The sequence below is a fragment of the Exiguobacterium marinum DSM 16307 genome, from assembly GCF_000620845.1.
Taxonomy (GTDB): Bacteria; Bacillota; Bacilli; order Exiguobacteriales; family Exiguobacteriaceae; genus Exiguobacterium; species Exiguobacterium marinum.
In genome coordinates this window covers 1,315,256-1,338,170 of sequence record NZ_KK211189.1, presented here as the reverse complement: position 1 = coordinate 1,338,170, position 22,915 = coordinate 1,315,256, and the positions used below count along the sequence as shown (strand labels likewise).

Annotated in this window: 21 protein-coding genes and 1 riboswitch; of the genes, 5 read left to right on the top strand and 16 right to left on the bottom strand. The window is 47.3% G+C overall.

The genetic code is table 11. The features are described 5' to 3' along the window. Positions 1–111 precede the first annotated feature (111 nt). A riboswitch (SAM riboswitch) is annotated at positions 112–231 on the bottom strand. A 322-nt stretch (positions 232–553) separates the two neighbouring features. Next, complete coding sequence (gene pckA / locus P400_RS0107180; protein ID WP_026825537.1) at positions 554–2,125, top strand: phosphoenolpyruvate carboxykinase (ATP); 1,572 nt, start codon at positions 554–556, stop codon at positions 2,123–2,125. 22 nt (positions 2,126–2,147) lie between these two features. Here pckA and P400_RS0107175 read toward each other — a convergent pair whose 3' ends face one another. The 12 genes from P400_RS0107175 to P400_RS0107120 all read right to left on the bottom strand — a co-directional run bounded on the left by P400_RS0107175 (position 2,148) and on the right by P400_RS0107120 (position 12,119). Then, entirely contained in the window at positions 2,148–2,912 is a 765-nt protein-coding gene (locus P400_RS0107175; protein WP_026825536.1) for an alpha/beta hydrolase family protein, read from the bottom strand. Next, a complete protein-coding gene (ytkD, locus tag P400_RS0107170) occupies positions 2,893–3,366 on the bottom strand; it encodes an RNA deprotection pyrophosphohydrolase (RefSeq protein WP_026825535.1) in 474 nt (157 codons plus the stop codon). The genes P400_RS0107175 and ytkD overlap by 20 nt, the downstream gene beginning before the upstream one ends. 99 nt (positions 3,367–3,465) lie before the next feature. Continuing rightward, entirely contained in the window at positions 3,466–4,818 is a 1,353-nt protein-coding gene (locus P400_RS0107165) for a glucose-6-phosphate isomerase (protein WP_026825534.1), read from the bottom strand. Positions 4,819–4,924: 106 nt separating this feature from the next. Beyond that, positions 4,925–6,088: an iron-containing alcohol dehydrogenase gene (locus tag P400_RS0107160; RefSeq protein ID WP_026825533.1), complete on the bottom strand. Its 1,164-nt coding sequence runs from the start codon at positions 6,086–6,088 to the stop codon at positions 4,925–4,927. Positions 6,089–6,162: 74 nt separating this feature from the next. Beyond that, positions 6,163–7,155 (bottom strand): Gfo/Idh/MocA family protein, encoded by a 993-nt coding sequence (locus P400_RS0107155; RefSeq protein ID WP_026825532.1) that lies wholly within the window; start codon positions 7,153–7,155, stop codon positions 6,163–6,165. 102 nt (positions 7,156–7,257) lie between these two features. Continuing rightward, the gene (yugI, locus tag P400_RS0107150) at positions 7,258–7,650 is read right to left on the bottom strand and encodes a S1 domain-containing post-transcriptional regulator GSP13 (RefSeq protein WP_026825531.1); all 393 of its coding nucleotides are present in this window, start codon (positions 7,648–7,650) and stop codon (positions 7,258–7,260) included. 196 nt (positions 7,651–7,846) lie between these two features. Further along, entirely contained in the window at positions 7,847–9,091 is a 1,245-nt protein-coding gene (locus tag P400_RS0107145) for a lysine N(6)-hydroxylase/L-ornithine N(5)-oxygenase family protein (protein WP_026825530.1), read from the bottom strand. A 58-nt stretch (positions 9,092–9,149) separates the two neighbouring features. Continuing rightward, positions 9,150–10,337, bottom strand: a complete 1,188-nt coding sequence (locus P400_RS0107140) for an aminotransferase (RefSeq protein WP_026825529.1) — start codon at positions 10,335–10,337, stop codon at positions 9,150–9,152. Then, a complete protein-coding gene (locus tag P400_RS0107135; RefSeq protein ID WP_012726802.1) occupies positions 10,334–10,828 on the bottom strand; it encodes an Lrp/AsnC family transcriptional regulator in 495 nt (164 codons plus the stop codon). Before P400_RS0107135 ends, P400_RS0107140 begins: the two co-directional genes overlap by 4 nt. 2 nt (positions 10,829–10,830) lie before the next feature. Continuing rightward, positions 10,831–11,631, bottom strand: a complete 801-nt coding sequence (locus P400_RS0107130; RefSeq protein WP_026825528.1) for a glycosyltransferase family 2 protein — start codon at positions 11,629–11,631, stop codon at positions 10,831–10,833. Beyond that, complete coding sequence (locus P400_RS0107125; protein ID WP_026825527.1) at positions 11,628–11,876, bottom strand: NifU N-terminal domain-containing protein; 249 nt, start codon at positions 11,874–11,876, stop codon at positions 11,628–11,630. Before P400_RS0107125 ends, P400_RS0107130 begins: the two co-directional genes overlap by 4 nt. 12 nt (positions 11,877–11,888) lie before the next feature. Beyond that, the gene (locus P400_RS0107120) at positions 11,889–12,119 is read right to left on the bottom strand and encodes a DUF1871 family protein (RefSeq protein ID WP_026825526.1); all 231 of its coding nucleotides are present in this window, start codon (positions 12,117–12,119) and stop codon (positions 11,889–11,891) included. A 519-nt stretch (positions 12,120–12,638) separates the two neighbouring features. On the opposite strand from P400_RS0107120, the gene P400_RS0107115 reads away from it, so the two are divergent. From P400_RS0107115 to P400_RS0107105, 3 genes are read left to right on the top strand one after another with little or no spacing between them, the layout of a single operon-like run. Beyond that, positions 12,639–14,906 (top strand): ribonucleoside-diphosphate reductase subunit alpha, encoded by a 2,268-nt coding sequence (locus P400_RS0107115; protein WP_026825525.1) that lies wholly within the window; start codon positions 12,639–12,641, stop codon positions 14,904–14,906. Between the two features lie 52 nt (positions 14,907–14,958). Then, entirely contained in the window at positions 14,959–15,465 is a 507-nt protein-coding gene (locus tag P400_RS0107110) for a flavodoxin domain-containing protein (protein WP_026825524.1), read from the top strand. Then, positions 15,422–16,462, top strand: coding sequence for a ribonucleotide-diphosphate reductase subunit beta (locus P400_RS0107105; RefSeq protein ID WP_026825523.1), 1,041 nt, complete (start codon positions 15,422–15,424; stop codon positions 16,460–16,462). The genes P400_RS0107110 and P400_RS0107105 overlap by 44 nt, the downstream gene beginning before the upstream one ends. A 107-nt stretch (positions 16,463–16,569) precedes the next feature. Here P400_RS0107105 and P400_RS0107100 read toward each other — a convergent pair whose 3' ends face one another. Together P400_RS0107100 and P400_RS0107095 are read right to left on the bottom strand one after the other, a co-directional pair. Continuing rightward, positions 16,570–18,483, bottom strand: coding sequence for an N-acetylmuramoyl-L-alanine amidase (locus P400_RS0107100; RefSeq protein WP_026825522.1), 1,914 nt, complete (start codon positions 18,481–18,483; stop codon positions 16,570–16,572). Between the two features lie 126 nt (positions 18,484–18,609). Further along, positions 18,610–19,392 carry a MazG nucleotide pyrophosphohydrolase domain-containing protein gene (locus P400_RS0107095; RefSeq protein ID WP_026825521.1) on the bottom strand — a complete coding sequence of 261 codons (783 nt, stop codon included), beginning with the start codon at positions 19,390–19,392 and terminating at the stop codon, positions 18,610–18,612. A gap of 79 nt (positions 19,393–19,471) precedes the next feature. Here P400_RS0107095 and ytvI point away from each other — a divergent pair, with 79 nt between their 5' ends. Further along, the gene (ytvI, locus tag P400_RS0107090; RefSeq protein WP_026825520.1) at positions 19,472–20,605 is read left to right on the top strand and encodes a sporulation integral membrane protein YtvI; all 1,134 of its coding nucleotides are present in this window, start codon (positions 19,472–19,474) and stop codon (positions 20,603–20,605) included. A 10-nt stretch (positions 20,606–20,615) separates the two neighbouring features. On the opposite strand, the gene P400_RS0107085 is transcribed toward ytvI, so the two are convergent. Further along, the gene (locus P400_RS0107085; RefSeq protein ID WP_026825519.1) at positions 20,616–21,275 is read right to left on the bottom strand and encodes a DUF429 domain-containing protein; all 660 of its coding nucleotides are present in this window, start codon (positions 21,273–21,275) and stop codon (positions 20,616–20,618) included. Between the two features lie 132 nt (positions 21,276–21,407). Then, positions 21,408–22,850 (bottom strand): leucyl aminopeptidase, encoded by a 1,443-nt coding sequence (locus tag P400_RS0107080; protein WP_026825518.1) that lies wholly within the window; start codon positions 22,848–22,850, stop codon positions 21,408–21,410. Positions 22,851–22,915: the final 65 nt, after the last annotated feature.

Here is a 22,915-nt window from a genome sequence, read left to right as displayed (position 1 = left end):
GGGTGATATGTGGACGGTACTCGTTCCCCTTACGCGTTGCTTTGGGACGGTAATGAAAAAAACCTCCCCCGATGACATACATGGGGAAAGGTTGAATCGTTCTTCCTTACCCTCTTATCGTTCGAAGCTAATGGCTTCGCTTCAGGATAGCACCTTTTCCGCACAAGACTTCATGTCGGACGGTTGCTGGGCTTCGTAGGGCCTTGTTCCCTCCACCGCTCAGAATAAGAGTATCCGTTACGAAAACCATCATATAAATGACATCCGATTATGTCAAGGGAATTGAACGAATTCGTATTTTTTTCACAGACTTGCTAAACATTTCTGTTTGTGAATCGTCAACCATTTTTTTATTTCGTTTCTTTTTTTTAACACCTTGTGATAAGAGAATGTGTTAAACTATCCTTGTAAGAAAGCGCTTACTTAATAGAGAAGAAATGCTTGTTTTTGATTAGTGTGTCACATATAATTAAAAATGTCATACTAATTAATCTTGATTGCGGAAGTATGCGGATTTCATCCACATCTATTTAGGGGAAAGGTGGGATTCAGGATGGCGACAACGCTCCTGAAAATCGAAGAATTAATTAATGGTACCGACATGTTACGGAACTTGACGGTTCCAGAGCTGGTAGAAGAAGCCATTCAAAATGGTGAAGGTGTACTGACAAAAGACGGGGCATTATCTGTCAGCACCGGTGCTTTTACCGGACGGTCACCGAAAGACAAATTCGTCGTACAAGATGAAGTCAGCAACAACCTTGTCGATTGGGGGAAGGTCAACCAACCAATCGCTGAAGAGAAGTTTTCAGCACTTCTTGAAAAAGTACTCAATCACTTAGAGAAGAAAGATAAGCTCTACTATCTTGAAGCTGCGGCTGGCGCGGATGAACACTACACCTTACCCGTTCGTGCCATCACAGAGTATGCGTGGCACAGTCTATTCGCTAAACAACTCTTCTTACGTGAATGGCCGACGAAAGGTGCGTTCGACCCGTTTACGGTCATTTATGCACCGAGTTATAAAGCAGACCCTGCGGTCGATGGGACAAACTCAGAGACGTTCATTCTCGTTTCATTCGCCAAACGTACAATTCTGATCGGGGGAACAGAATACGGTGGTGAAATCAAAAAATCAATCTTCTCCGTCATGAACTTCTTGTTGCCTGAACAAAACGTGTTATCGATGCACTGTTCGGCAAATGTCAATGATGCGAACGAAACGGCTCTCTTTTTCGGGTTGTCGGGAACTGGGAAGACGACACTTTCGGCTGACCTTGAGCGTCACTTGATCGGTGACGATGAACACGGATGGTCACCAGACGGCATCTTTAACATTGAAGGCGGTTGCTACGCGAAGACAATCAATTTATCACGTGAGAACGAACCACAAATTTATGATGCGATTCGATTCGGTTCATTGATTGAAAACGTTGTGCTAAACGATGATCGAACACCAGACTACAAAAACATTTCTTTAACGGAAAACACGCGTGCGGCATATCCGATTGAGTTCATCGACAATGCGATGCTCCCATCACGCGCAGGTCATCCGAATACAATTGTTTTCTTGACGGCAGATGCGTACGGCGTCTTGCCACCGATCAGCAAATTGACGAAAGAGCAAGCGATGTATCACTTCTTGTCTGGCTATACGTCAAAACTTGCCGGCACGGAGCGCGGTGTCACAGAACCACAAGCGACGTTTTCTACTTGCTTCGGTTCACCGTTCCTCCCGCTCGCTCCTGAGCGTTACGCGGATATGCTCGGTCAATTGATTGAAAAACACGATGTCGATGTCTATCTCGTCAACACAGGTTGGACAGGTGGTGCATACGGTGAAGGTTCACGTATGAAACTCGCATATACGCGCGCGATGGTCAACGCCGCAATCAATGGACAGCTTCGTGATGTCGAAACGATGAAACATGACATTTTCAATGTCGAGATTCCAGTAGCCATCGAAGGTGTACCGAGTACTGTTCTCAATCCACGAGATACATGGAACGATTCAGCCCGTTACGACATGGAGGCAAAAGCACTTGCCATGAAATTTAAAGAGAACTTCAAGCGTTTCACGAAAGCAAGTGAATCAATCATCGCAGCCGGTCCGCTCGTCATCTAACTACATCAAAACACCGACTCAATCATGAGTCGGTGTTTTTTTCTTGCTGTATCATCCAGTCCATCGCCTGCTCTGTCGTCTCCCATTTATCCCAAAATGGGAGTTGGTGTCCGAATGGGACCACCCAAAATTCAGCCTGCTCCCCTAACTTCTCAGCGACAGCTGTCGCATGACGCAAGCGAACCTGCTCATCGTCGGTACCATGGATGATGAGCGTCGGGGCAATCCATTCTTTATAGAGGGGGGAACGATCAACATAGGCAGATTCTGCTGATTCGGGGTCCCCACCTGTCATGCGACGTAACATCTTCCGCATCGAACGCTGTTCCTCATATGTCCATTCTAGGTTCGTCACGCCTGCCCAGGATGTGACCGTGGTGACCGGTCGTTCGGATGCGAGCGATAGTGCCATCATGCCCCCTCGCGAAAAGCCGAGCACGTGAACCGGTCGTCCGCTCGTTTGAACGCGATCGTATAGCGAGAGCACATCTTCCAAGTCATCCCCACCAAAATCCTCTTTTCCAGTTCCACCATGGTTGCCACGATAGACGGGAGCGACGACATGAAAGCCGCGTGATGCGAATTGCATGAGCCGCGGTAAACGGACGTCCCCGATTCGTGCCGTCCCTCCCCGTAAGTACATCAACACGTGCCCATTCGGTCGTTTTGGTTCGATTGAATACGCTACGACCTCTTCTCCATCATTTGTCGTGTACCACCCTCTTGTCACCCGATAACCTGCGTACGGTGGTAACACATCAACTCGGTCAAACCAACTGTTGTTCATGTAGAACCCTCATCGTCTCCGGTAAGACTCGGTCTTTCATCATAAAACTATAACGTTGATTGCGTAACAAATTACCCGGCAATGCATCAATCAAGACGGCCCCATCCGTCTCATCGACGGCAGGATGATCCTCAAATCGCTCAATCTCAGCAAAGTAAATATTTTTGACGACCGTATCACCTCGACCGAGCACCCGATACTGTCCCAAGTAGCGTAGTGTCTGCACGATCCCACCGGTCTCTTCATAAACTTCTCGGATTGCGGCGGCGTCCTCATGCTCGCCCGGCTCGACTTTCCCGCCCGGAAACTCGAGCCCTCTTTGTTTATGCTTCGTCAATACCCACTTATCCTCGTAACGGGCGACGACCCAGACGTGGAGCGGCGTGTCTGAGAATGGATAATGGGTGAAGCTTAGCTCAACTTGATTATGATAGTAATCCTTGAATGTCTTCATAGTCCATCCCTTTCTTTCCCCTGTCTACTCTCACTTTACCTTGTCTTCACCCAGTTTCAAACAAAAAAATCGGCCCGACTTGCGGACCGATTCGTTTTCTTATTGATTCAAGCGTTTTTCGAGTTCTGCTTTTTGTTCTTCATATCCCGGTTTACCGAGCAAAGCGAACATGTTTGCTTTGTACGCTTCGACGCCTGGCTGGTTGAACGGGTTCACTCCGAGGATGTAACCGCTCATCGCGCATGCTTTCTCAAAGAAATAGAACAAGTAACCAAGGTGATACGGGGTCATCTCCGGCAATTCGACGACTAAGTTCGGTACATCGCCGTCTGTGTGTGCGAGAAGTGTTCCTTCTGTCGCCTTGTCATTCACAAATTGAATCGTTTCACCGGCAAGGAAGTTCAAGCCATCCAAGTCCTGTGCGTCTTCTGGAACGTTCATCGAATGACGAACTTCTTTCACACGGATGACTGTCTCGAACAAGTCGCGACGACCTTCTTGGATGTATTGCCCCATCGAGTGAAGATCCGTCGAGAAATCGACAGCCGCAGGGAAAATACCTTTATTGTCTTTCCCCTCTGATTCACCGTAAAGCTGCTTCCACCACTCTGACACGTAGTGAAGAGCCGGTTCGTAGTTGACGAGCATCTCAATCGACTTTCCTTTTGCGTAAAGGGCGTTTCGTACAACCGCATATTGATATGCTTCATTCTCTGCCAATTCAGGAGAGCTGTAAGCGTTCTGTGCGTCACGTGCCCCTTCCATCAAGGCATCGATATCGATTCCGGCAGCGGCAATCGGAAGAAGACCGACTGGTGTGAGGACAGAGAAGCGTCCACCGACATCATCCGGAATAACGAACGATTCGTATCCTTCCGCGTCCGCGAGGGTCTTGAGTGCACCGCGAGCCCGATCTGTCGTTGCGTAGATGCGCTCACGCGCCCCGTCTTGTCCGTACTTTTCTTCCATGAACTGTTTAAGGACACGGAAAGCAATCGCAGGTTCTGTCGTCGTCCCTGATTTCGAGATGACGTTAACCGAGACGTCTTTTCCTTCGAGCACTTGAAGCAATTCTCTCATATACGTCGATGAGATATTGTGGCCCGCATAGAATACTTGTGGAGCCTTGCGCTCTTCTTTTGATAATACGTTGAAGAACGAATGTTGAAGCATTTCGATCGCTGCACGGGCACCGAGGTAAGATCCTCCGATTCCGACGACGACGAGAACGTCTGAATTCTCGCGAATTCGTTCCGCCGCAGCTTTGATTCGTGCGAACTCATCTTGATCGTATTCGGTCGGAAGATCGACCCACCCAAGAAAATCATTTCCGGCTCCGCTTCGCTCGTGAATCACAGAGTGAAGGGTTTTTACCGTTTCTTGCATTTGGTCGATTTCGTGCTTCCCTACGAATGAGAGCGCGTTTGAATAATCGAAACGTACAGTTGACATGTCATTTCCTCCTTTAAATCGCTCGTAAAAGAGCCATACATGACCCATCATAAACGGAAACGTCGGATTCGTTCAATCATTATTGCGAAATAGGCAAGAATTCGCCTTATTTACTAAGTTCTAAGATTTTTGAGACATCTTCCCGTTCAAGTGTACGGAAACGACCGAATGCACCACGCTTCATTGCCGAATCGAGAATCGCCTCGAATGTCGACTCATCAATTTCGTAGTCACGAAGCGAGTTTGGCGCACCGAGTTGGTCGAAGAATGCACGAACAGCTTGGATTGTCCGTTTCCCTGTCTCCAAGTCATGTTCACCCGGCTCGACATCGAACACTTCGACACCAAGTCGTGCAAAACGTGCTGCGTTGTCTTCATCCAATACGTGTTCCATCCATCGTGGGAAGAGGATGGCGAGACCGCCTGCGTGCGGGATGTCGTGAACAGCAGATACCGCATGTTCGATGTTATGAGACGCCCAGTCTCCCGCAGCACCCATCTGAAGCACACCGTTCAATGCCATCGTACCCGAGAACAAGATGATGGCACGAAGGTCGACGTTCTCTAAATCGTTCACGAGTTTCGGAGCCGACTCCACGACCGCTTTCAAAACACCTTCTGTCATGCGTTCCTGTACCGGCGCATGGTTCGGGTGGAAATATTGTTCGAAGCAATGGCTCATCATGTCGACGATGCCGTAAATCGTCTGGTCTTTCGGAACCGACACCGTGTAACGTGGATCAAGGATGGAGAACGTCGGGAATACGAGCGGATGGCCCCAACCGAACTTCTCTTGTGTCTCCCAGTTCGTGATGACCGACCCAGAGTTCATCTCTGACCCTGTCGCTGCGAGTGTGAGGACCGTCCCGAATGGCACCGCCTCTGTCGGGATATGCTCACGGAGGACAATGTCCCACGCGTCTCCTTCATAAGGGATTGCCGCTGAGATCAGTTTCGTACAGTCGATGACGGAACCTCCGCCGACTGCGAGTAAGGCATCTACGTTCTCTTCGCGGGCAAATTTCACAGCACGACGTACCGTCTCGATACGAGGGTTCGGTTCAACACCTGAGAAGTCTACGTATGAGATACCGGCTTTTTCAAGTTCGGCCACGACTTCATCGTACGTCCCGTTCTTTTTGATGCTTCCGCCACCATAGACGAGCATCACTTTCTTCGCGTCGAGCGCTTCGAGTTCTCCAGCTAATTTTTCGACCTGATGTGTCCCAAAAATTAGTTTTGTCGGGTTTTTGTATTCAAAGTTGTGCATAAGTCATCCTCCTCATAGAAATATGTAACACCTACACTATATACCCTGTTTTTACGGAATGAAAAGTATCGTGCTTACTGATAGATGCGGTCGATGATCCGATGCAGGATGACCGCTTCCTCCGCTTGACGATAATTCGGCTCCTGTCGACAGGCTTCAAGGAAGAGCTGGATTTGCCGTTCGTACGGATCGTGTTCAGTCAAATAAGCAGGTTGCTCATCAAACAGTGCTCCATATTTTTCGGTATGAAGGGTGAGTGGAAATAAGCTGGCCCCAGCTTTCGTTCCGCGACATTCCACACGCATCGTATCCTTCTCCTCGATATTGGCCATGTAGCTGACGTCAAGCAGCAAGGATGCCCCTGTTTCGAACGTGACCATCGCCCTCGCCGTATCTTCGACTGAGAGCGAGCTTGCGTCCCATTCTCCTAACAAGCCGACACCCGGACGATTTCCTAAATATTGCCCGACGTGCCCAACGACTTCACTCGGCTTCGGATAGCCCATCAAGTAAAGCGCAAGGTCTAACATATGGACACCGACATCGAGCAGTGCTCCCCCGCCTTGTAGTTCCTTGTTTGTAAACACACCCCAACCCGGAATCCCGCGTCGTCGAAGCGCGAGCGCCGTCACCGCATAAATATCTCCGAACTCTCCCGCATCGATCATCCGTTTTAATAGAATGGTGTCGGCACGGTTTCGGTAGTGAAATCCATAATGAAGCGTTTTACCGGCTCGTTTTGCCGCTTCTAACATCTCAACTGCGTCGTTCTCCGATATCCCTGGCGGCTTCTCACAAAGGACGTGACACCCTGCTTCAAGAGCTAGAATCACTTGGTCTTTATGCAAGGCGTTCGGTGTACAAATGCTGACGGCATCGAGCTGTTCGCACGAAAGCATCTCTTCGACCGTCTCATAGACGTTCGGGATGCCAAATTGCCGCGCGACACGGTCCCCGTTGGCTCGTGTTCGATTCATGACGGCTACCACATCAACCCCTGCTTTGACATAATTCGGAATGTGGGCGCTTGTGGCAATCCCGCCCGTTCCGATGATGCCAATCTTCATATGATCTCCTCCTATTCGGTTTACAGTTTCGTCATACGGTCCGCCGATTCCTGTAAAACACAAAAAAAGGTGACCCGTATAGAACGGGTCACCTTTAAATACTTACTTCTTGAAGTTCGTGTTTTTGATCCAGTCTTCAAGTTTATCTTTGAGGACTGTGAATCCTGGAGCTTCTTCTTGCTTGAAGTTAGAAGATGCTTCGTTGCGACGTGGCGCACGACGAGCTGTCTTCGCAGACTTCTCACGTTTTGGAGCTTCTTGAGTCGCTTTCATTGAAAGCTTGATTTTTTTAGAAGCTTCATCCACTTCAAGGATTTTCACTTCAACTTCTTGACCAACTTGAACGTAATCGTTTACGTCTTTTACGTAGTCGTGTGAGATTTCTGAAATGTGGACAAGACCTTGAGTCTCGTCGTCAAGTGCTACGAAAGCACCGAATGGTTGAATTCCTGTTACTTTACCTTTTAAAACTTGATCTTTTTCGTATTTTGCCATTACAAACAACTCCTATGCTAAATTCATCAACTTACTATAACATACTTTTTTCGATAAAGTGTAGAAATTAGTAAAAAAGATTATTTCACCTCGTTGAAATGTTTTAAAGTCGAAGGTCGGGGTAAATACAAATCAAGCAAGACTTCAAGTATTCCCCCCTGATTCCGCTAGGCGACTCGCCTAGCCCTTTTTTTGTTCAAAACGTCGTAAAAGGCTTCTGATGACGGATTGGATAGACGGTTTCCCCTGCCATTTCGTTCAACATCATTGCATTTCGATAGACGGCCATCCCGAGATTCGTCGCGGCCGGACCATGCGAATGTTCTATATTCGTATGCGTGAACAATTTTCCCTTTAACGACTCGCTCATGACCACCTCATACGTTTCCCGGACAGCCCATTCTCCCTCTGCTTCCCACACAATCGGGAATCGCTCAATCCAGCTCGGCATGACCGGTCGATACCCTGTCGCCACGACAACGAGATCGTACTCTTTTTCAATCACTTCTCCCGTATATCGTCGCGTCCCTTTCAAACGATGTGTTAACCAATCATAAGAGATCGATTCCACTTCGACCTGTGTCATCATGTCAGCTAGCTTCTCTTCCCCTTCTGCCGTTCGGTGATACAAGGTCTCATAAATCGAGGTCATCGTCTCAGGGTTGACGCCATGACGGAAACGTTCGAATGACCCGAGTAGTTCTTGACGAGCGTCATATGGCAGCCCATGAAAATAATCGACATAATCCACACTAAAGATTTCGTCTCCTAGCTTTCCTGCCTCTAGTGACTCAAAGTGATCGGAGCGTGTGATCCAGTCGACCCGTTGCTCGTCCGTCGCGTCACGCAACAAGTCTAGGAAGACTTCCGCCGCACTCTGCCCACTCCCAACGACCGCGACACGATATCGGTCTCTGAGGACGTCCCGATAGGTCAAATAATCGCTCGTATGAATGACTTGTTCAAATCCATCTGGCACGAATGGTGCTGCACCCGTTCCTAGGACGAGATGTCTTGTATGAACTTGTATTGATTGACCATCTGATTCGACTGTCACGACGAACCCATCTTCTTCCGCTTGAACGTCAGATACATAATGGTCGAAGCGAATCGTCGACAGTTGATTTACAACCCAGCGCAAGTAACGATTGTACTCCGTTCGAGGAATCTTATCTTGTTCTTGCGTGATAAATGTTTGGAGACGACCTGTATCACTCAAATAGTTCAGAAAACTGGCTGGGTTGGTCGGATCCGCGAGCGTGACGAGATCTTGTAAATAATGTGTCTGCATCGTCATCCCTTCAATCAACATACCCTCATGCCACATCATTTCCGTCCGCTGCTCAAAACAGATTCCTTGTAGTGGTGTCTTTTCTGCAAGAGCCATGAGACCAAGATTATACGGACCACACCCAACCGCTATGTAATCGTAACGTTCCATATTTTCACCTCACCTCTTGTTATTACACATTCGATTCTTGTAGAACAGAACAAGACCCTCATCGTTGAGAGTCTTGTTCGATAGTCTTCATATCGAATTGCTTCATGAAACGTTCGATTCGACGAATCGCTTCTTGCAATTGTTCGAGCGATGTCGCATAACTTGCTCGAACGAACCCTTCTCCACTCTCTCCGAAGGCATTACCAGGAACAACGGCGACCCGCTCTTCAATCAAGAGTCGTTCCGCAAATTCTTCACTCGTCAATCCGGTATGCCGAATCGAAGGAAACGCATAGAAAGCACCACCTGGTACATGCGTCGGCAAACCTGCCTTGTTCAGCGCCTGAATAAAGTAGTTCCGGCGTTGACGATAGCTCTTCACCATGTTCGGCACATGTTGATGGCGAGAGCGCAGTGCTTCAAGACCACCAAATTGAACGAGCGTCGGCGCACACATCATGCCATATTGATGGACTTTCAACATCTCCCGCGTCACGACTTCTGGTGCGCAAGTGAAGCCGAGGCGCCATCCTGTCATCGCGAACGCTTTCGAGAAGCCGTTCACGACAATCGTTCGGTCTCTCATGTCGTGGAGCGTCGCAAAGCTGACGAACGGTTCATCGTAACAAAGTTCTGCATAAATCTCGTCACTGACGACCCATAGGTCATGCTTGGTCGCGAGTTCAGCAATTTGTGCGAGTTCCTCACCATTCATCGTGGCACCTGTCGGATTGGATGGGAAGCAAAGTAAAATCGCTTTCGTTCGTTCGGTGATGACACGTTCAACGTCATCTCGATCGAGACGAAAACCATTTTCCGGACGACATGCTACAGGGACCACTTTTCCGCCCGCCATCTCGATGAGGGGACCGTACGATACGAATGCCGGTTCGACCACGATAACCTCATCTCCCGGATTGAGGAGGGAACGAAATGCAATATCGAGTGCTTGTGAAGCCCCTGTAGTAACGATGACTTCCGAAGTCGGATCGTATTCAACTGAAAATCGCTTCTTCATATAATTAGCAATCTCTTCTCGCAATTCGATGAGTCCTGCGTTGGCACTATATGCTGTATATCCTTCTTCAAGAGCAGCATAGCTCGCTTCTCGCACGTTCCATGGCGTGATGAAATCCGGCTCTCCCACCCCGAGAGAGACAACATTTTCCATCGTCTGTGCCAAATCGAAGAAACGGCGAATGCCCGATGGCTTCATCGAGACGACTTGATTTGATAAAGACTTCATGGTGTGATGTTTAACCGCTTGTCTTCAGTTTGTGGGGTGAACAAAATGCCGTCATGCTTGTACGTCTTCAATTTGAAGTGAGTCGTCGTCGACAATACTGAATCTAGCGGTGACAACTTATCCGAAACGAATGAAGCGACGTCTTGCAGTGAGTTCGCACGAATGACGACTTGGAGGTCGTATGCGCCTGACATCAAATAAAGCGCCGTCACTTCCGGGAAGCGATAAATGCGCTCGGCCACATCATCAAACCCTCGTCCCCGTTTTGGGGTGACTTTGACATCGATGAATGCCGTGACATCATGCCGATTTATTTTTTGCCAGTTGACCATTGCCCGAAAACCAAGTAAGATTCCGTCTTGTTTGAACTTCTCAAGCATCGATTCAATCGTCTCTTCATCGAGTGCCAACAAATCAGCTAACATCTTCGTTTCGAGATAGCCCTTCTCTTCTAACAACTCTAACAATTCTAGTTCTTTTGATGAATACATACTTAATCTCCTTCTGTCCGACCAGGTAGCACGCCGGTAAACGTTCTCTCTGTCTGTCTCACATATGAACGTCGTTCTTCCTGAACAATATGGAAGTTCTTCATTTCCATGTCTGTCAGTCCATGTTTTTGACAGAAGCGCTCAAAGTAACGACGTCTCGTTTCGTCTTGTTTTGCCGACAAGTTATCGGTCCCGTTGAATGCGTAAAGTACTGTCGCGCGGGCAGGATGCGACACACTAAATTGTTCCACGACCCTTAATAAGAAATCCCAATCCCAGTAGTTATAGACGTCTTCGTCGAACAGACCAATCGTGTCATGAATCGACTTTCGATACATTGTACCAGACGGGATAAATGTTGAATCTTGACGTATCCGCTCTTGATCGAACTCGTATGCAAAAGGTTCCCATTCGGTCACGACACGACGTCCATGCTTCCATTCAAACCGAAATAATTCGGCATCCGTATAGACAAGGTCAGCCTGTTGAAGATCCCGTAAGCTGTCCTCGAGATGAGTCGGCATGAGGAGGTCATCATCGTCTAACAACAGGATGACATCGCCTTTCGCTTCAAGAACACCACGATTTCGGGCACGGACGTGATGATTTTCGCCGACTTCTATGACACGTACATCCAATTGATTCAAAAAAGGCGCCAAAAGATGTTGTTTTGGCGGCCCCTCATTATTCATAATCAAGACTTCGAACTGTTGAAACGTTTGGACCGTTAAACTTTCAAGCAGTTCTGTCAGTTCCGTCTCGCGTTTATAAGCCGGAATGACAATCGTAACAGTCGGATTCATCCGCGATATGCCGTCTCAACTTGTGGGAGGATTGCTTCCCAACTCACACCGTTCTCTTTCGAAACGGTCACAAAGTCACCATATGCAAACACACTTTCTACGCCTTCAATCTCGACAAGTTTTGCGAGGAGCGGTTGATCTGTCGCTTCGCCTGCTTTCACACTCTGACTTTTCGCACCGAACACGTTTTCTGGAAGTGTCACTTTCATTGCATTCGGGTTAGGTGTTGGATCAATTCGTAACATATTTATTCCTCCTTATAATTGGCAAGATGACGATGCGAAGAGTCGCTGTGCCATCTCGATGATTTCTGATTCTGGTGGACACTCATCGAACGCGTCAAGAAGTGTGCGCCGAATGATTTCGGTTAACTGTTCAGGAGAATTGACGTCAATCAATGCCATCATCACCTCATCGAACTCTGGCCCGTATGAACCTGTCCCATAACCGAGTGGGTCCCATGTCAATAATAAGTCTTCTGTACGCACTTGTTAAACCCTTCTTTTCGTTGAAGTCAATGTCCTACCTCATCAATCTACCTTACTTTTCATTAGGATACCAGCCTTGACAAATGGATTCCTCTGTCTCACTTTGACACAACACTATATCTAGTATGGAACGAATAGGGATAATTGTTTAAACAAAACGTCAAACACTATCTATTCTGTCCGAAAGTGACGTAATGTTCAATGTAGCGATGATGATGAAATCGGATTCGTTTTTTTGTGAAAAAACAAGCAATCATATTACATAAATTTTTTTCATCTCAGTTCTCTGTCTCAAATCGGCTCATGAAGCCCTTTTTGAGCAAAAGCAAAAGGTCGGTCGATACATCCAAGAATGTCAAGCATTGCAAAACTAAATATAGATGTTTTATGATTAAAAAGAGATAAAAGTGTCAATATATAGTTAACAGGTATTTTGGTCGTTAACACAATATTGTGGCAGGTTAGGAAGTTCTTATTATACTTTCATAACGTCTACATTTATTAAAGGAGTGATCGATTTTGACATCCCCTATCCATCACGAGACGATGCTACCGGCGGCCCCAACGCTCGCTGACGTCGCCTCTCTTATTCAATCTATCCAGACGCGGTATCCTCAATTAAGTGTGGAGCGCTATGAAGAACGGGCGATTCGGGCGCTCGAAACGAAGACGCTGACACAAGATGTAGTGTATGACTTATTGACGATGCATGCGCTCGACATGTTGAAAGCCGAAGAACCTGACTGGACGTTCGTTGCGACAGAGATGTATTTGAACCGTCTCTATCTCGAAGCGGCACGCAACCGAGGCTACGAGGCTTCAATGCGCTATGGCAACTTCTATCACTTAGTCGAGACGTTGACGTCAAAACGCATCTTTACTCCAGCACTTTTAAATACGTACTCTAAAGAAGATATGGATCATCTTGAATCGTTAATCGATCCATCCCGTGACCGTCTCTTCACATATATCGGACTCCGAACGTTGTCGGACCGCTACCTCGGACGCGACCACGTGAAGAATCTTTATGAACTTCCACAGGAACGCTTCATGGTCATCGCGATGACCCTTATGCAAAAGGAAGATGAGACGACTCGTTTGAAACTCGTCGAAGAAGCGTACTGGGCTCTTTCAAACCTTTACATGACGGTAGCGACACCGACCTTGTCAAATGCCGGCAAATCATACGGACAGCTCAGCTCTTGCTTCATCGATACGGTCGACGACTCACTTCGGGGGATTTACGATTCAAATACAGACGTGGCGACACTCTCGAAAGGGGGCGGCGGCATCGGCGTGTATCTCGGGAAAATCCGTTCACGTGGAAGTGACATTAAAGGATTCAAAGGCGTCTCAAGCGGTGCCCTTCCGTGGATGAAACAATTGAATAACACGGCTGTCTCCGTCGACCAGCTCGGCATGCGCCAAGGCTCAATCGCCGTCTATTTAGATATTTGGCATAAGGATATCTTCGAATTCCTCGATGCGAAATTGAATAACGGAGACGAACGCCTTCGGACACATGACTTGTTTACTGGTGTCTGCTTACCAGATCTCTTCATGCGTACCGTCGAAGAACGTGGGGATTGGCACTTGTTCGACCCACATGAAATTCGTACGGTAATGGGCTACAGCCTCGAGGACTACTTCGACGAAACTGAGAACGGTGGGAGCTTCACAGAGAAATATATGGAATGCGTCAATACGCCAGAATTGTCTCGCGTGACGGTTCCTGCCATTGACCTTGTGAAACGTTATATGCGTTCACAGCTAGAGACAGGCACACCGTACATGTTCTTCCGCGACGCCGTGAACCGCGCGAACCCAAACAAACATGCAGGGATGATTTATAGTTCAAACCTCTGTTCCGAAATCGCGCAAAACATGTCGGCTACGACGATTGAAGAGGAGTACACGCAAGACGGAAAAATCGTCATCACGAAGACTCCTGGTGATTTCGTCGTCTGTAACTTGAGTTCAATCGCGCTCGCCCGGGCTGTGAAAGCAGACGTCCTCGAACGTCTCATCCCAATTCAAATGCGTATGCTCGATAACGTGATCGACTTGAATACGATCGAAGTTCCACAGGCGATGATCACGAACCAAAAATACCGTGCGGTCGGTCTTGGTACATTCGGTTGGCATCACTTACTCGCACTCGAAGGAATCCGTTGGGAGTCGGTCGATGCCGTACAATATGCAGAAAAGCTGTATGAAAAAATTGCGTATCTCACGATTCAGGCATCGATGGAACTTGCCAAGGAAAAAGGTGCGTTCGGTGTCTTTGAAGGTTCAGAGTGGCACACGGGTGAGTACTTCAAGCGTCGGAACTATCGTTCACACGATGACCTCGATTGGGACGGGCTTGCAGAAGCGGTTCATCAAAACGGTGTCCGTAACGCCTATATGATGGCCATCGCACCGAACTCCTCTACTGCAATCATCGCCGGTAGTACTGCATCGATTGACCCGGTTTATAAGAAAGTCTACTCGGAAGAAAAGAAAAATTATAAGATCCCCGTCACGGTTCCGGATTTGACGCCGGAGACGAACTGGTTCTATAAATCAGCGTTCGAAGTCGATCAATTATGGAGCATTCGTCAGAACGCATCGCGTCAACGCCACATCGACCAAGCCATCAGCTTTAACTTGTACGTCAAGAACGATGTAAAGGCGACAGAACTTCTCGCGATGCATCTCGAAGCCTGGTCTCTCGGCATGAAATCGATTTACTATACGCGCTCAACAACCGTTGAAGTGGATGAATGTGAGTCTTGTGCCTCATAACTAGTCTCATTATCACGAAGTTAGTCCGTTTTTATGAAAGGTGGTCCACCATATGAACATCGCAATCATTTGTCACTCGATGAGTGGAAACACGGAAGAAGTGGCAACGCTCATCGAAGCGACACATCATCACCGTGGCGACTCGGTCGTCCGCTATGATGCCGATCGAGTCGGTTATCGTGAAGCTCAGTCCCTCGCTACATTCGATCTCGTCTATTTTGGTTCTTATACATGGGCAGATGGCGTCTTACCAGAGGAAATGAAAGACACGTTCCGTCTCGTGTTGAAAGAATTAAATGTGCCGATTCGGCAAGCAGCGGTATTCGGAACGGGTGACAAGATGTTTGTTCACTTCTGTCGTGCGGTCGATGAGATGGCGTACCACCTTTCGAAATACGGAATTCCGCTTGCCGGTGAACTACTCAAAATCGAGCAGTCACCACGTAACCAACCATACAACGTCCAACATTGGGCAGAACGAATGGCTCACCATGTAGAAGAAGGAGTAATGCACCATGTCGATTCAGAAAATCAAATTATTGTCGCCCAAACATCCTAACCGGGCAACTGCCATCATCGGTGGTGAAACGAGCTCAATCGTCAACTGGAACGACATCGCGTATCCTCAGTTCTATACGATTTACAAACAGTTGCTATCCAACTTTTGGATTCCCGATGAGATCTCGATGTCGAAAGACATGCAACAATGGTCGCAGCTGACCGAACGTGAACAGGATGCATTCAAACGAATCATCGGACTGTTATCGATTCTCGACTCGGTCCAGACACGTTATATCCTCGAGTCTTCGATGTTCTCATCCGACTCTTCGGTTCACGCAGTGCTTGCGGTCATTGCGCAACAAGAAGTCGTACACAACCAATCGTATAGCTATGTCTTATCAAGTCTCGTGCCACTAGCTGAACAAAATCGCATCTTCGACATCGCTAAAGATGACGAAATGGTCATGAAACGAAACCAATTTATTTTGGACCTATACGAAGATTTCCGTGAAACGCCTAATGCAGAGAACTTCGCGAAATCACTCGTCGCATCCGTCATCCTAGAAGGAATCAACTTCTACTCAGGCTTCGCTTATTTCTATAATCTCGCTCGTCACCAAAAGATGGTCGGTACATCGACGATGATCAGTTACATCCAACGTGACGAGATGCAACATTCATACTTCATCAGTCAGCTCTTACGTGCCGTATTGACAGAAAATCCTAAGATTGATGCAGATGGACAGTTCAGTCAATTCGTATACGACACGATGGCAGAAGCGGTCGACCTCGAGATCGAATGGTGTGAATATGTTCTCCGCGACCTCGATGGACTCGACGTCAGTGAAATGCGTGATTACGTCAAATACTTGGCGAACAAACGCTTACGCGTCATCGGCCTAAACGACTTGTATGAAGGATTTGACGAAGATGTCATGCCATGGATCCGTGCCTATTCAGACGACTCGCTCAATGCGACAAAATCTGACTTCTTCGAACAGAAGTCACGTTCTTATGCGAAAGTGACAGACGCGAACGGATTTGATGATTTATAAAAAGCGAACCGAACCTTCCAAAGGTTCGGTTTTTTGACGTCATGATTTAGTGCAACATCCGAGCGTGAACAAAAAAGCCCCAGACGTTAAAGTCTGAGGCCGTTAAGTCAATAGTATGTTTGAACATATTTAGCAATTCCTTCAGCCACACCTTCTGCCATACGCTGACGAGAAGTATTACTGCGAAGGTAAGTTAAGTCTGTCGGCGAAGAGATGAATCCTAATTCGACGAGTGCAGATGGCATCGTATTATACGTAATCACGTAATAGTTCGCCGTCTTTACCCCTCGGTTAGACATTCCGCTCATCTTACTTGCCAAGTTACTTTGAATGTTTGATGCAAGTACACGACTCCGAGAACTATGCGCAGACTGTGAAGAATAGAACGTCTCTAAACCTTTGGCGGCAGAAGAACCCGCTGCGTTGACGTGCATGCTGACGAATAAGTCACCGCGTAATGATTTAGCTGCAGCTACGCGTTCACCAAGTGTTAAATAGACATCTGTTGAGCGTGTGAGTCGCACATTGTAATCGTATTTCGAACGAAGATATGCCTCGACACGCTTTGTGACATCAAGAACAATCGTTTTTTCATACAAAGAACCATTTAGTGCTCCAGGGTCTTTCCCACCATGTCCAGGATCGAGAATGATGACAGTCCCAGTAGATGTACTTGGTTTTGTTGTCATAACGAAAGCTGAAGAAATATAGGCATCTTGTCCGTTATATTTGATTTTATGGAACCCGTTCACTGTTCCATAGTGAGAAACAGCTGTAGTGTGCTTGAGCTGACCAACCACGTTCGAATCAAGACTTGCTTTCGAGCGCACATTCAATACATCGCCCGGTGTGTTGATGTATACCGTCCCTTTCGGTGCAGCTTCCGGTGCTGCAGGGGCTTTCCCTTTCGTCAACCACGAACTCGCTGTGTAGTATACTTTCGAGCCGATATGAACCGTCGACCAACTCGAGTTGTAGGCCTTATAGGAGACGGCCGTATACTTTGGAAGAACGAGCTGGATAGGTGAACTCTGGTGCGTTTTTCCGAACAAGTTGACCGTTCGGTTCGCATACCCTTGTGTGAGTCCGTCATTCGGCTCCGTTGACGTCGGTGGTTCCGTTGGCGTTTTCGATGTAGAGATCCAAGCAGTCGGTGTGTAATATGTTTCATTTCCAAGATAGACGATCGACCAGCTCGAATTATATTTGCTCGAGACGACAGCCGTGTTTAATGGAAGGACTTTCTGAACTTTCGAACGTTGGTTTCGTTCAGAGAATAATTTCAAATCACGATTCGCATATCCGTCTTTCTTCTCCACACCTGTATCCAATTCGCCTGGTGTGATTCCCCAAGTCGGTGTGTAATACGTTTCATTTCCAAGATAGACAATCGACCAGCTCGAGTTATATTTACTCGAGACGACAGCCGTGTTTTTCGGAAGGACTTTCTGCACTTTCGAACGCTGGTTTCGTTCAGAGAATAACTTCAAATCACGATTTGTATAGCCGTCCACCCGTTCGACATTCGACTCTGTGAGCTTTGGTGCGATATAGGCTTTTGCGGCATAGTACGTCTTACCATTTAAATAAACCTTTGCCCAAGACGAATTGTGAACAGCGTACTTCACTTCCGTCCCTTTCTTAAGCGTGGTCACAATCGTCGCTGATCGATGGGACGTGACGCGGATGTTTAAGTTCGCAGTAGTCACACCGGTAGACGTTGTCGACTGGGTCGTCAACGAATTTGAGGTGGATGAAAGTTTACGAATGTACTGGGCCGAGGCGTAATATGTACGATTGTTTACATACACTTTATGCCAAGATTGATTATACGTACCATACTCTACTTTCGTGCCTCTCGGTAATGTTTTCACTACCGTTCCACTTAGACTAGGTTTCGTACGAATGTTCAAATTGACAGTCGTTTCTCCATCGTAAGTAGCAGCTTCGACAGACGGAAGTTGCATCCCGAACAATAGAACCGTTAAGATGAGGGCAACTTTCAATAGTTTCATTTTCATCCAAAATATTCCTTTCTCATTGCGGCATTTCCTACTAACAACAATTACATATTAGCATAATGCTTTTTTAAAAAAAGTAAATATTTGAAAAAAAGATGAATGTTTTTGATAAAAAGGTAAATGTTTTTATTGAATCGGCCGAATGACTAAAAACCGCTCCGATTCATAGTCTTCTACTGTTATCATGAACCCGTCTGTAACAAGAAAATCCTCGACTCGAATAAGTCCATCTCGTTTTTGATGAATCACAAATCCATCTAATCCTTCAATTGAAGCGATTCGATAGAAACGCTCTATATGATGTTCTCGTTCTATATATCGGTCGAACCGTTCAAATGATTGAACCGGAATTCCACCCCAGTAGCGACCTGATTGGTGCCTCATATAAGTACGAACGGATGCTTCCGTGATGGGGTCCGGTGTATGATCGAAGCGACCAAAGTCACGATTCGATTTTTCTTCGATCAGGTCGAACAGTGAATCGAACAAATGGAGGTTACTCAATGTACCGATTGATAAAACGGCACATTGCAATTGCTCGATATGGCGTTGAAGCGACTGTCCATGCCGGTTCGGTTTCAGCTTCTTATCTCCTTCATAAGCGTTCAAAATTCGAGCCACTTCGCCCGCTTCTTCAACGATTTGAAAATAAAGCTGTTCTTGCGTCTCTCCTTCAGTGTTCGCTTCCGGTTGTCGGAGTTGAATCGCATATTGATTCGCCAGACACGTCGAGATGACAAGGACATCGAGCAACTCTTCTTTTAATTCATCCATCGCACCTCTTCGCAATGCTCCTCCCACTTCCCCCACTTCTTCTAACAATCTTGCCAGACCGGATAAAGGTCTCCAATAGCCACCTAAATGAAGAATCATCTCATCAATTTTTTGTTGAACCTCTCTCACGTTCATTCACCTATCTTTCTGCTTTATTTACCGCTTACATGATATACTATGCTCAATTCAGTTGTCCGGAAAGGGTGGGTTTTATATGTCATCGGCAAGACTTTGGCAATTGCTTCGATTCGTACTCGTTGTGATTGGTTTATTTATGTTCACCTGGGTATTGAACATACTTTTTGAATATACGTATCCTTTCGTATTTGCCCTTCTCTTATCCTTGATGACCGTCCCGCTCGTCAATTTTTTTGAACGAAAAACAAATATGCCACGCGCACTCGGTACACTCATTTCCTTAGTCATCGTGCTCAGCATCGTCGTCGGTATCATTACCATTGTTATCATTCAATTGATTCACTACGCAACAATTGCTGCAGAGAGACTCCCTGAACAAATCGAGACGTTCACCGAATTCATCCAACGGGTATTCAATGAGAAAATAGCGCCGCTCGTCAATGATGCGTACGAGAGCTATCAACAGCTAAACCCCGGGCAGACGACATCTTTAGAAGGTGGAATCACGGAACTCGGCGTCCAACTCGCTGCTGCGATCGGCGTTCTCTCACGAGGAGTCGCAAGTGTCCTACAGAGCATGTTAGCTGCCCTCCCGCTCGTCTTACTACTCGTTGTCGTCATTGTTCTCGCTTGGTTCTTCATCACAAAAGATTGGCCATCATATATCGATTCACTTAATCGTTTGAATAAACGTAAAGGTTTTAAAGAATTTGAGGAAGTGATGATCAATCTTAAATCCGCCCTTTTTGGCTATGTACGAGCTCAATTCACTCTTATTTCTATCACGTTCGGAATCGTACTTGTCGGCATGTTCATCCTTCGTATCGACAACCCCCTTTCCTTCGCTCTACTTGCAGGGTTCTTTGACCTGTTACCATATTTAGGGGTCGGGACGTTGCTTATTCCATGGGCAGCCTATGCCGCTGTGTCAGGGGACTGGTTTGTTTCAATCGGGTTGATTGTGTTGTATATCGTCGTTATCGTCCAACGCAACTTGGCTGAACCGAAGATTGTCGGCTCCCATATTGGCTTGAACCCACTGGCCGCACTCATCTCAATTTTTGTCGGTTTGAAGCTATTCGGTGTATTAGGTTTCATCGTCGGACCCGTGCTTGCCGTTCTCTTAAAGGCGCTATACAACGCCAAAGTGTTTCATTATATGTGGCGGTTCATCGTTGGACCGCCTACGACGACAGCAAAAGAGCGATGAAATGTTGATTTCATCGCTCTTTTTTCATTTGAGGTACAGCCACATTGGGCTCATGTGTTTTACTTGGATGTAGCAAAAGACCGCTTGTCCCGGCTTCGTACGCCGCTACTGCTAGAATGCAGGCATCGATAATATCATCCACTTGCACGTTCGACATCTTCCATTTCCAAGGAGAGCTTTTGGAATACTTCCGAAGCAACTCGATTCTCTCTTCCTGACCCTCGCTCGTCTTTTTCCGATGTGCCGCCTCTTGTCCCAACATGACCGAAAAACAGACTTCCGGATGCGACTCGTAGACGTTCTCTGCTTCCACGCGTTGAAACTCACGGATACGCGGAACGAGATGCCAAGCTTGTTTACTAATCCCTTTACCAACCAACGCCCGACTTCTTTCGTTTGCTTCCTCATACGTCGCTTCATGCAACACCTCTTGAATCGGCGGGGTGAAGACGGACGACTTTCGTTGACTGAGTCGGCTCCGCATCCACGCATCGCATTCGCGACTTGGATGGTCAACCGTCCCTAAATCTTTCGGCATATCCACAAAATGCATGGCACCGTCGATCAGTAGTTCCTCTATCGTTTCCGAAATCGTTAAACAAAGCGAGATGCTGTCGTATGTGATCCGTACCCAGCCGCCACGTGCACCATCAATCCCTACTCCTACCATGTCGTACCTCCTGTAACATCATCAACACGCCAAATACGGCGAGAAACACTGTGCTCCCTAACCAAATACGGTTCGGCCAGACCGTGTAGCAAGAGCCACACAGAATCGCCAAACCGATTAATATACCTGCTCTTACCGCTCCCACGATTCAATCATCCGTGCGAGTGTCCGAACCATGACACCAGTCGGCCCCTTCGGACCGAGGTCATTCGCTGCCGCACGTTCGCTCGTTCCCGCAATATCGAGATGTAGCCACGGTGTATCTCCGACAAACTCACCGACAAACGCGCCACCAAAAATCATATGTCCGAAACGACCTGGTGAGTTGTTCAAATCGGCAACTTCCGATTTTCTCACCTTGTCGATGAAAACATCAAAGTACGGCATCTGCCACACGAGTTCATTCGTCTCACGGCTAGCTGTTTCAAGTGAGCGATAAAGTGTATCATCATTCGTCAGACAGCCCGTCACGTCCGTACCGAGTGCGACAAGGACACCGCCTGTCAACGTAGCCACATCGATGATGGCCGTCGGTTCGTACGTTTTGGCAAATGTGACAGCATCCGCTAAGACGAGACGTCCTTCTGCATCGGTGTTCAATACTTCGATCGTCTTTCCGTTCATCGCTGTAATCACATCATCCGGTTTGAACGCATCACCTGAAATCATGTTGTCCGTCGCACCGATAATTCCGATCACGTTACGTTTTGGTCGCGTCAATCCAAGGGTCTCGAATAATCCGAGGATGGTAGCTGCACCACCCATGTCCCCCTTCATCCCGACGATGCCATCCTTCGGCTTGATTGAATAGCCGCCCGTATCAAACGTGACACCCTTCCCGACAACGGCGATCGGAGCTTCTTCATCCGCACCGCGATACTCGATTACAATCAATTTCGGTGGAATCGTCGAACCTTGGTTGACTGCGAGCAATGCGCCCATGCCGAGGGATTCCATCTCTTCTTTTTCAAGGATGCGGTATTTGAAATCATGTCGTTTCGCTAACTCGACCGCGTAATCCGCCAGTGTCTCCGCTGTCAAAATATTGGCTGGCATCATCGTTAACTCGCGTGCAACGTTGACCCCTTTTCCATAGGCGACACCGGCATCGATGTCCTTTTGATCCACGTCACCAAGGAGTGTGATCGTCGGCTCTTCAACCGTTTGTTTCGGCTCAGATTTGTATGTAGGATGTTCATACGTCGCCATTTCATATGCTTCTGTGAACATACGTGCCGCACCATCGGTAAACGTTTCGAGTGCTACCGCAACGTTTTTAAACCCACGACCCTTTATGACTTTCGCCACTTTCCCGAACCAGTTCCGAACGTTCTCTGTCGTCATGTCGTTCCGCTGACCAAGTCCGACAAACAAGACTCGTGCCGTTTCGCCAGCGAATGTCGGCAGCAATGTCACTTCTCCCGTTTTTGTTGACAGGTCTCCTGACTGAATGAGCGCTTTGACGCGTCCTCCGAACAATGTGTCGAGTCCTTTATCGATTGAATCAGCCGCGCCGATTCCGACGACCATCGTCTCATATGAATCTGTCCAATTTAATTGGGCAATTTGATACATGTTGCCACTTCCCTTCTATAATATATGGTAAGCATAACGAACTTCTCCAAAATAACGAAATAGTA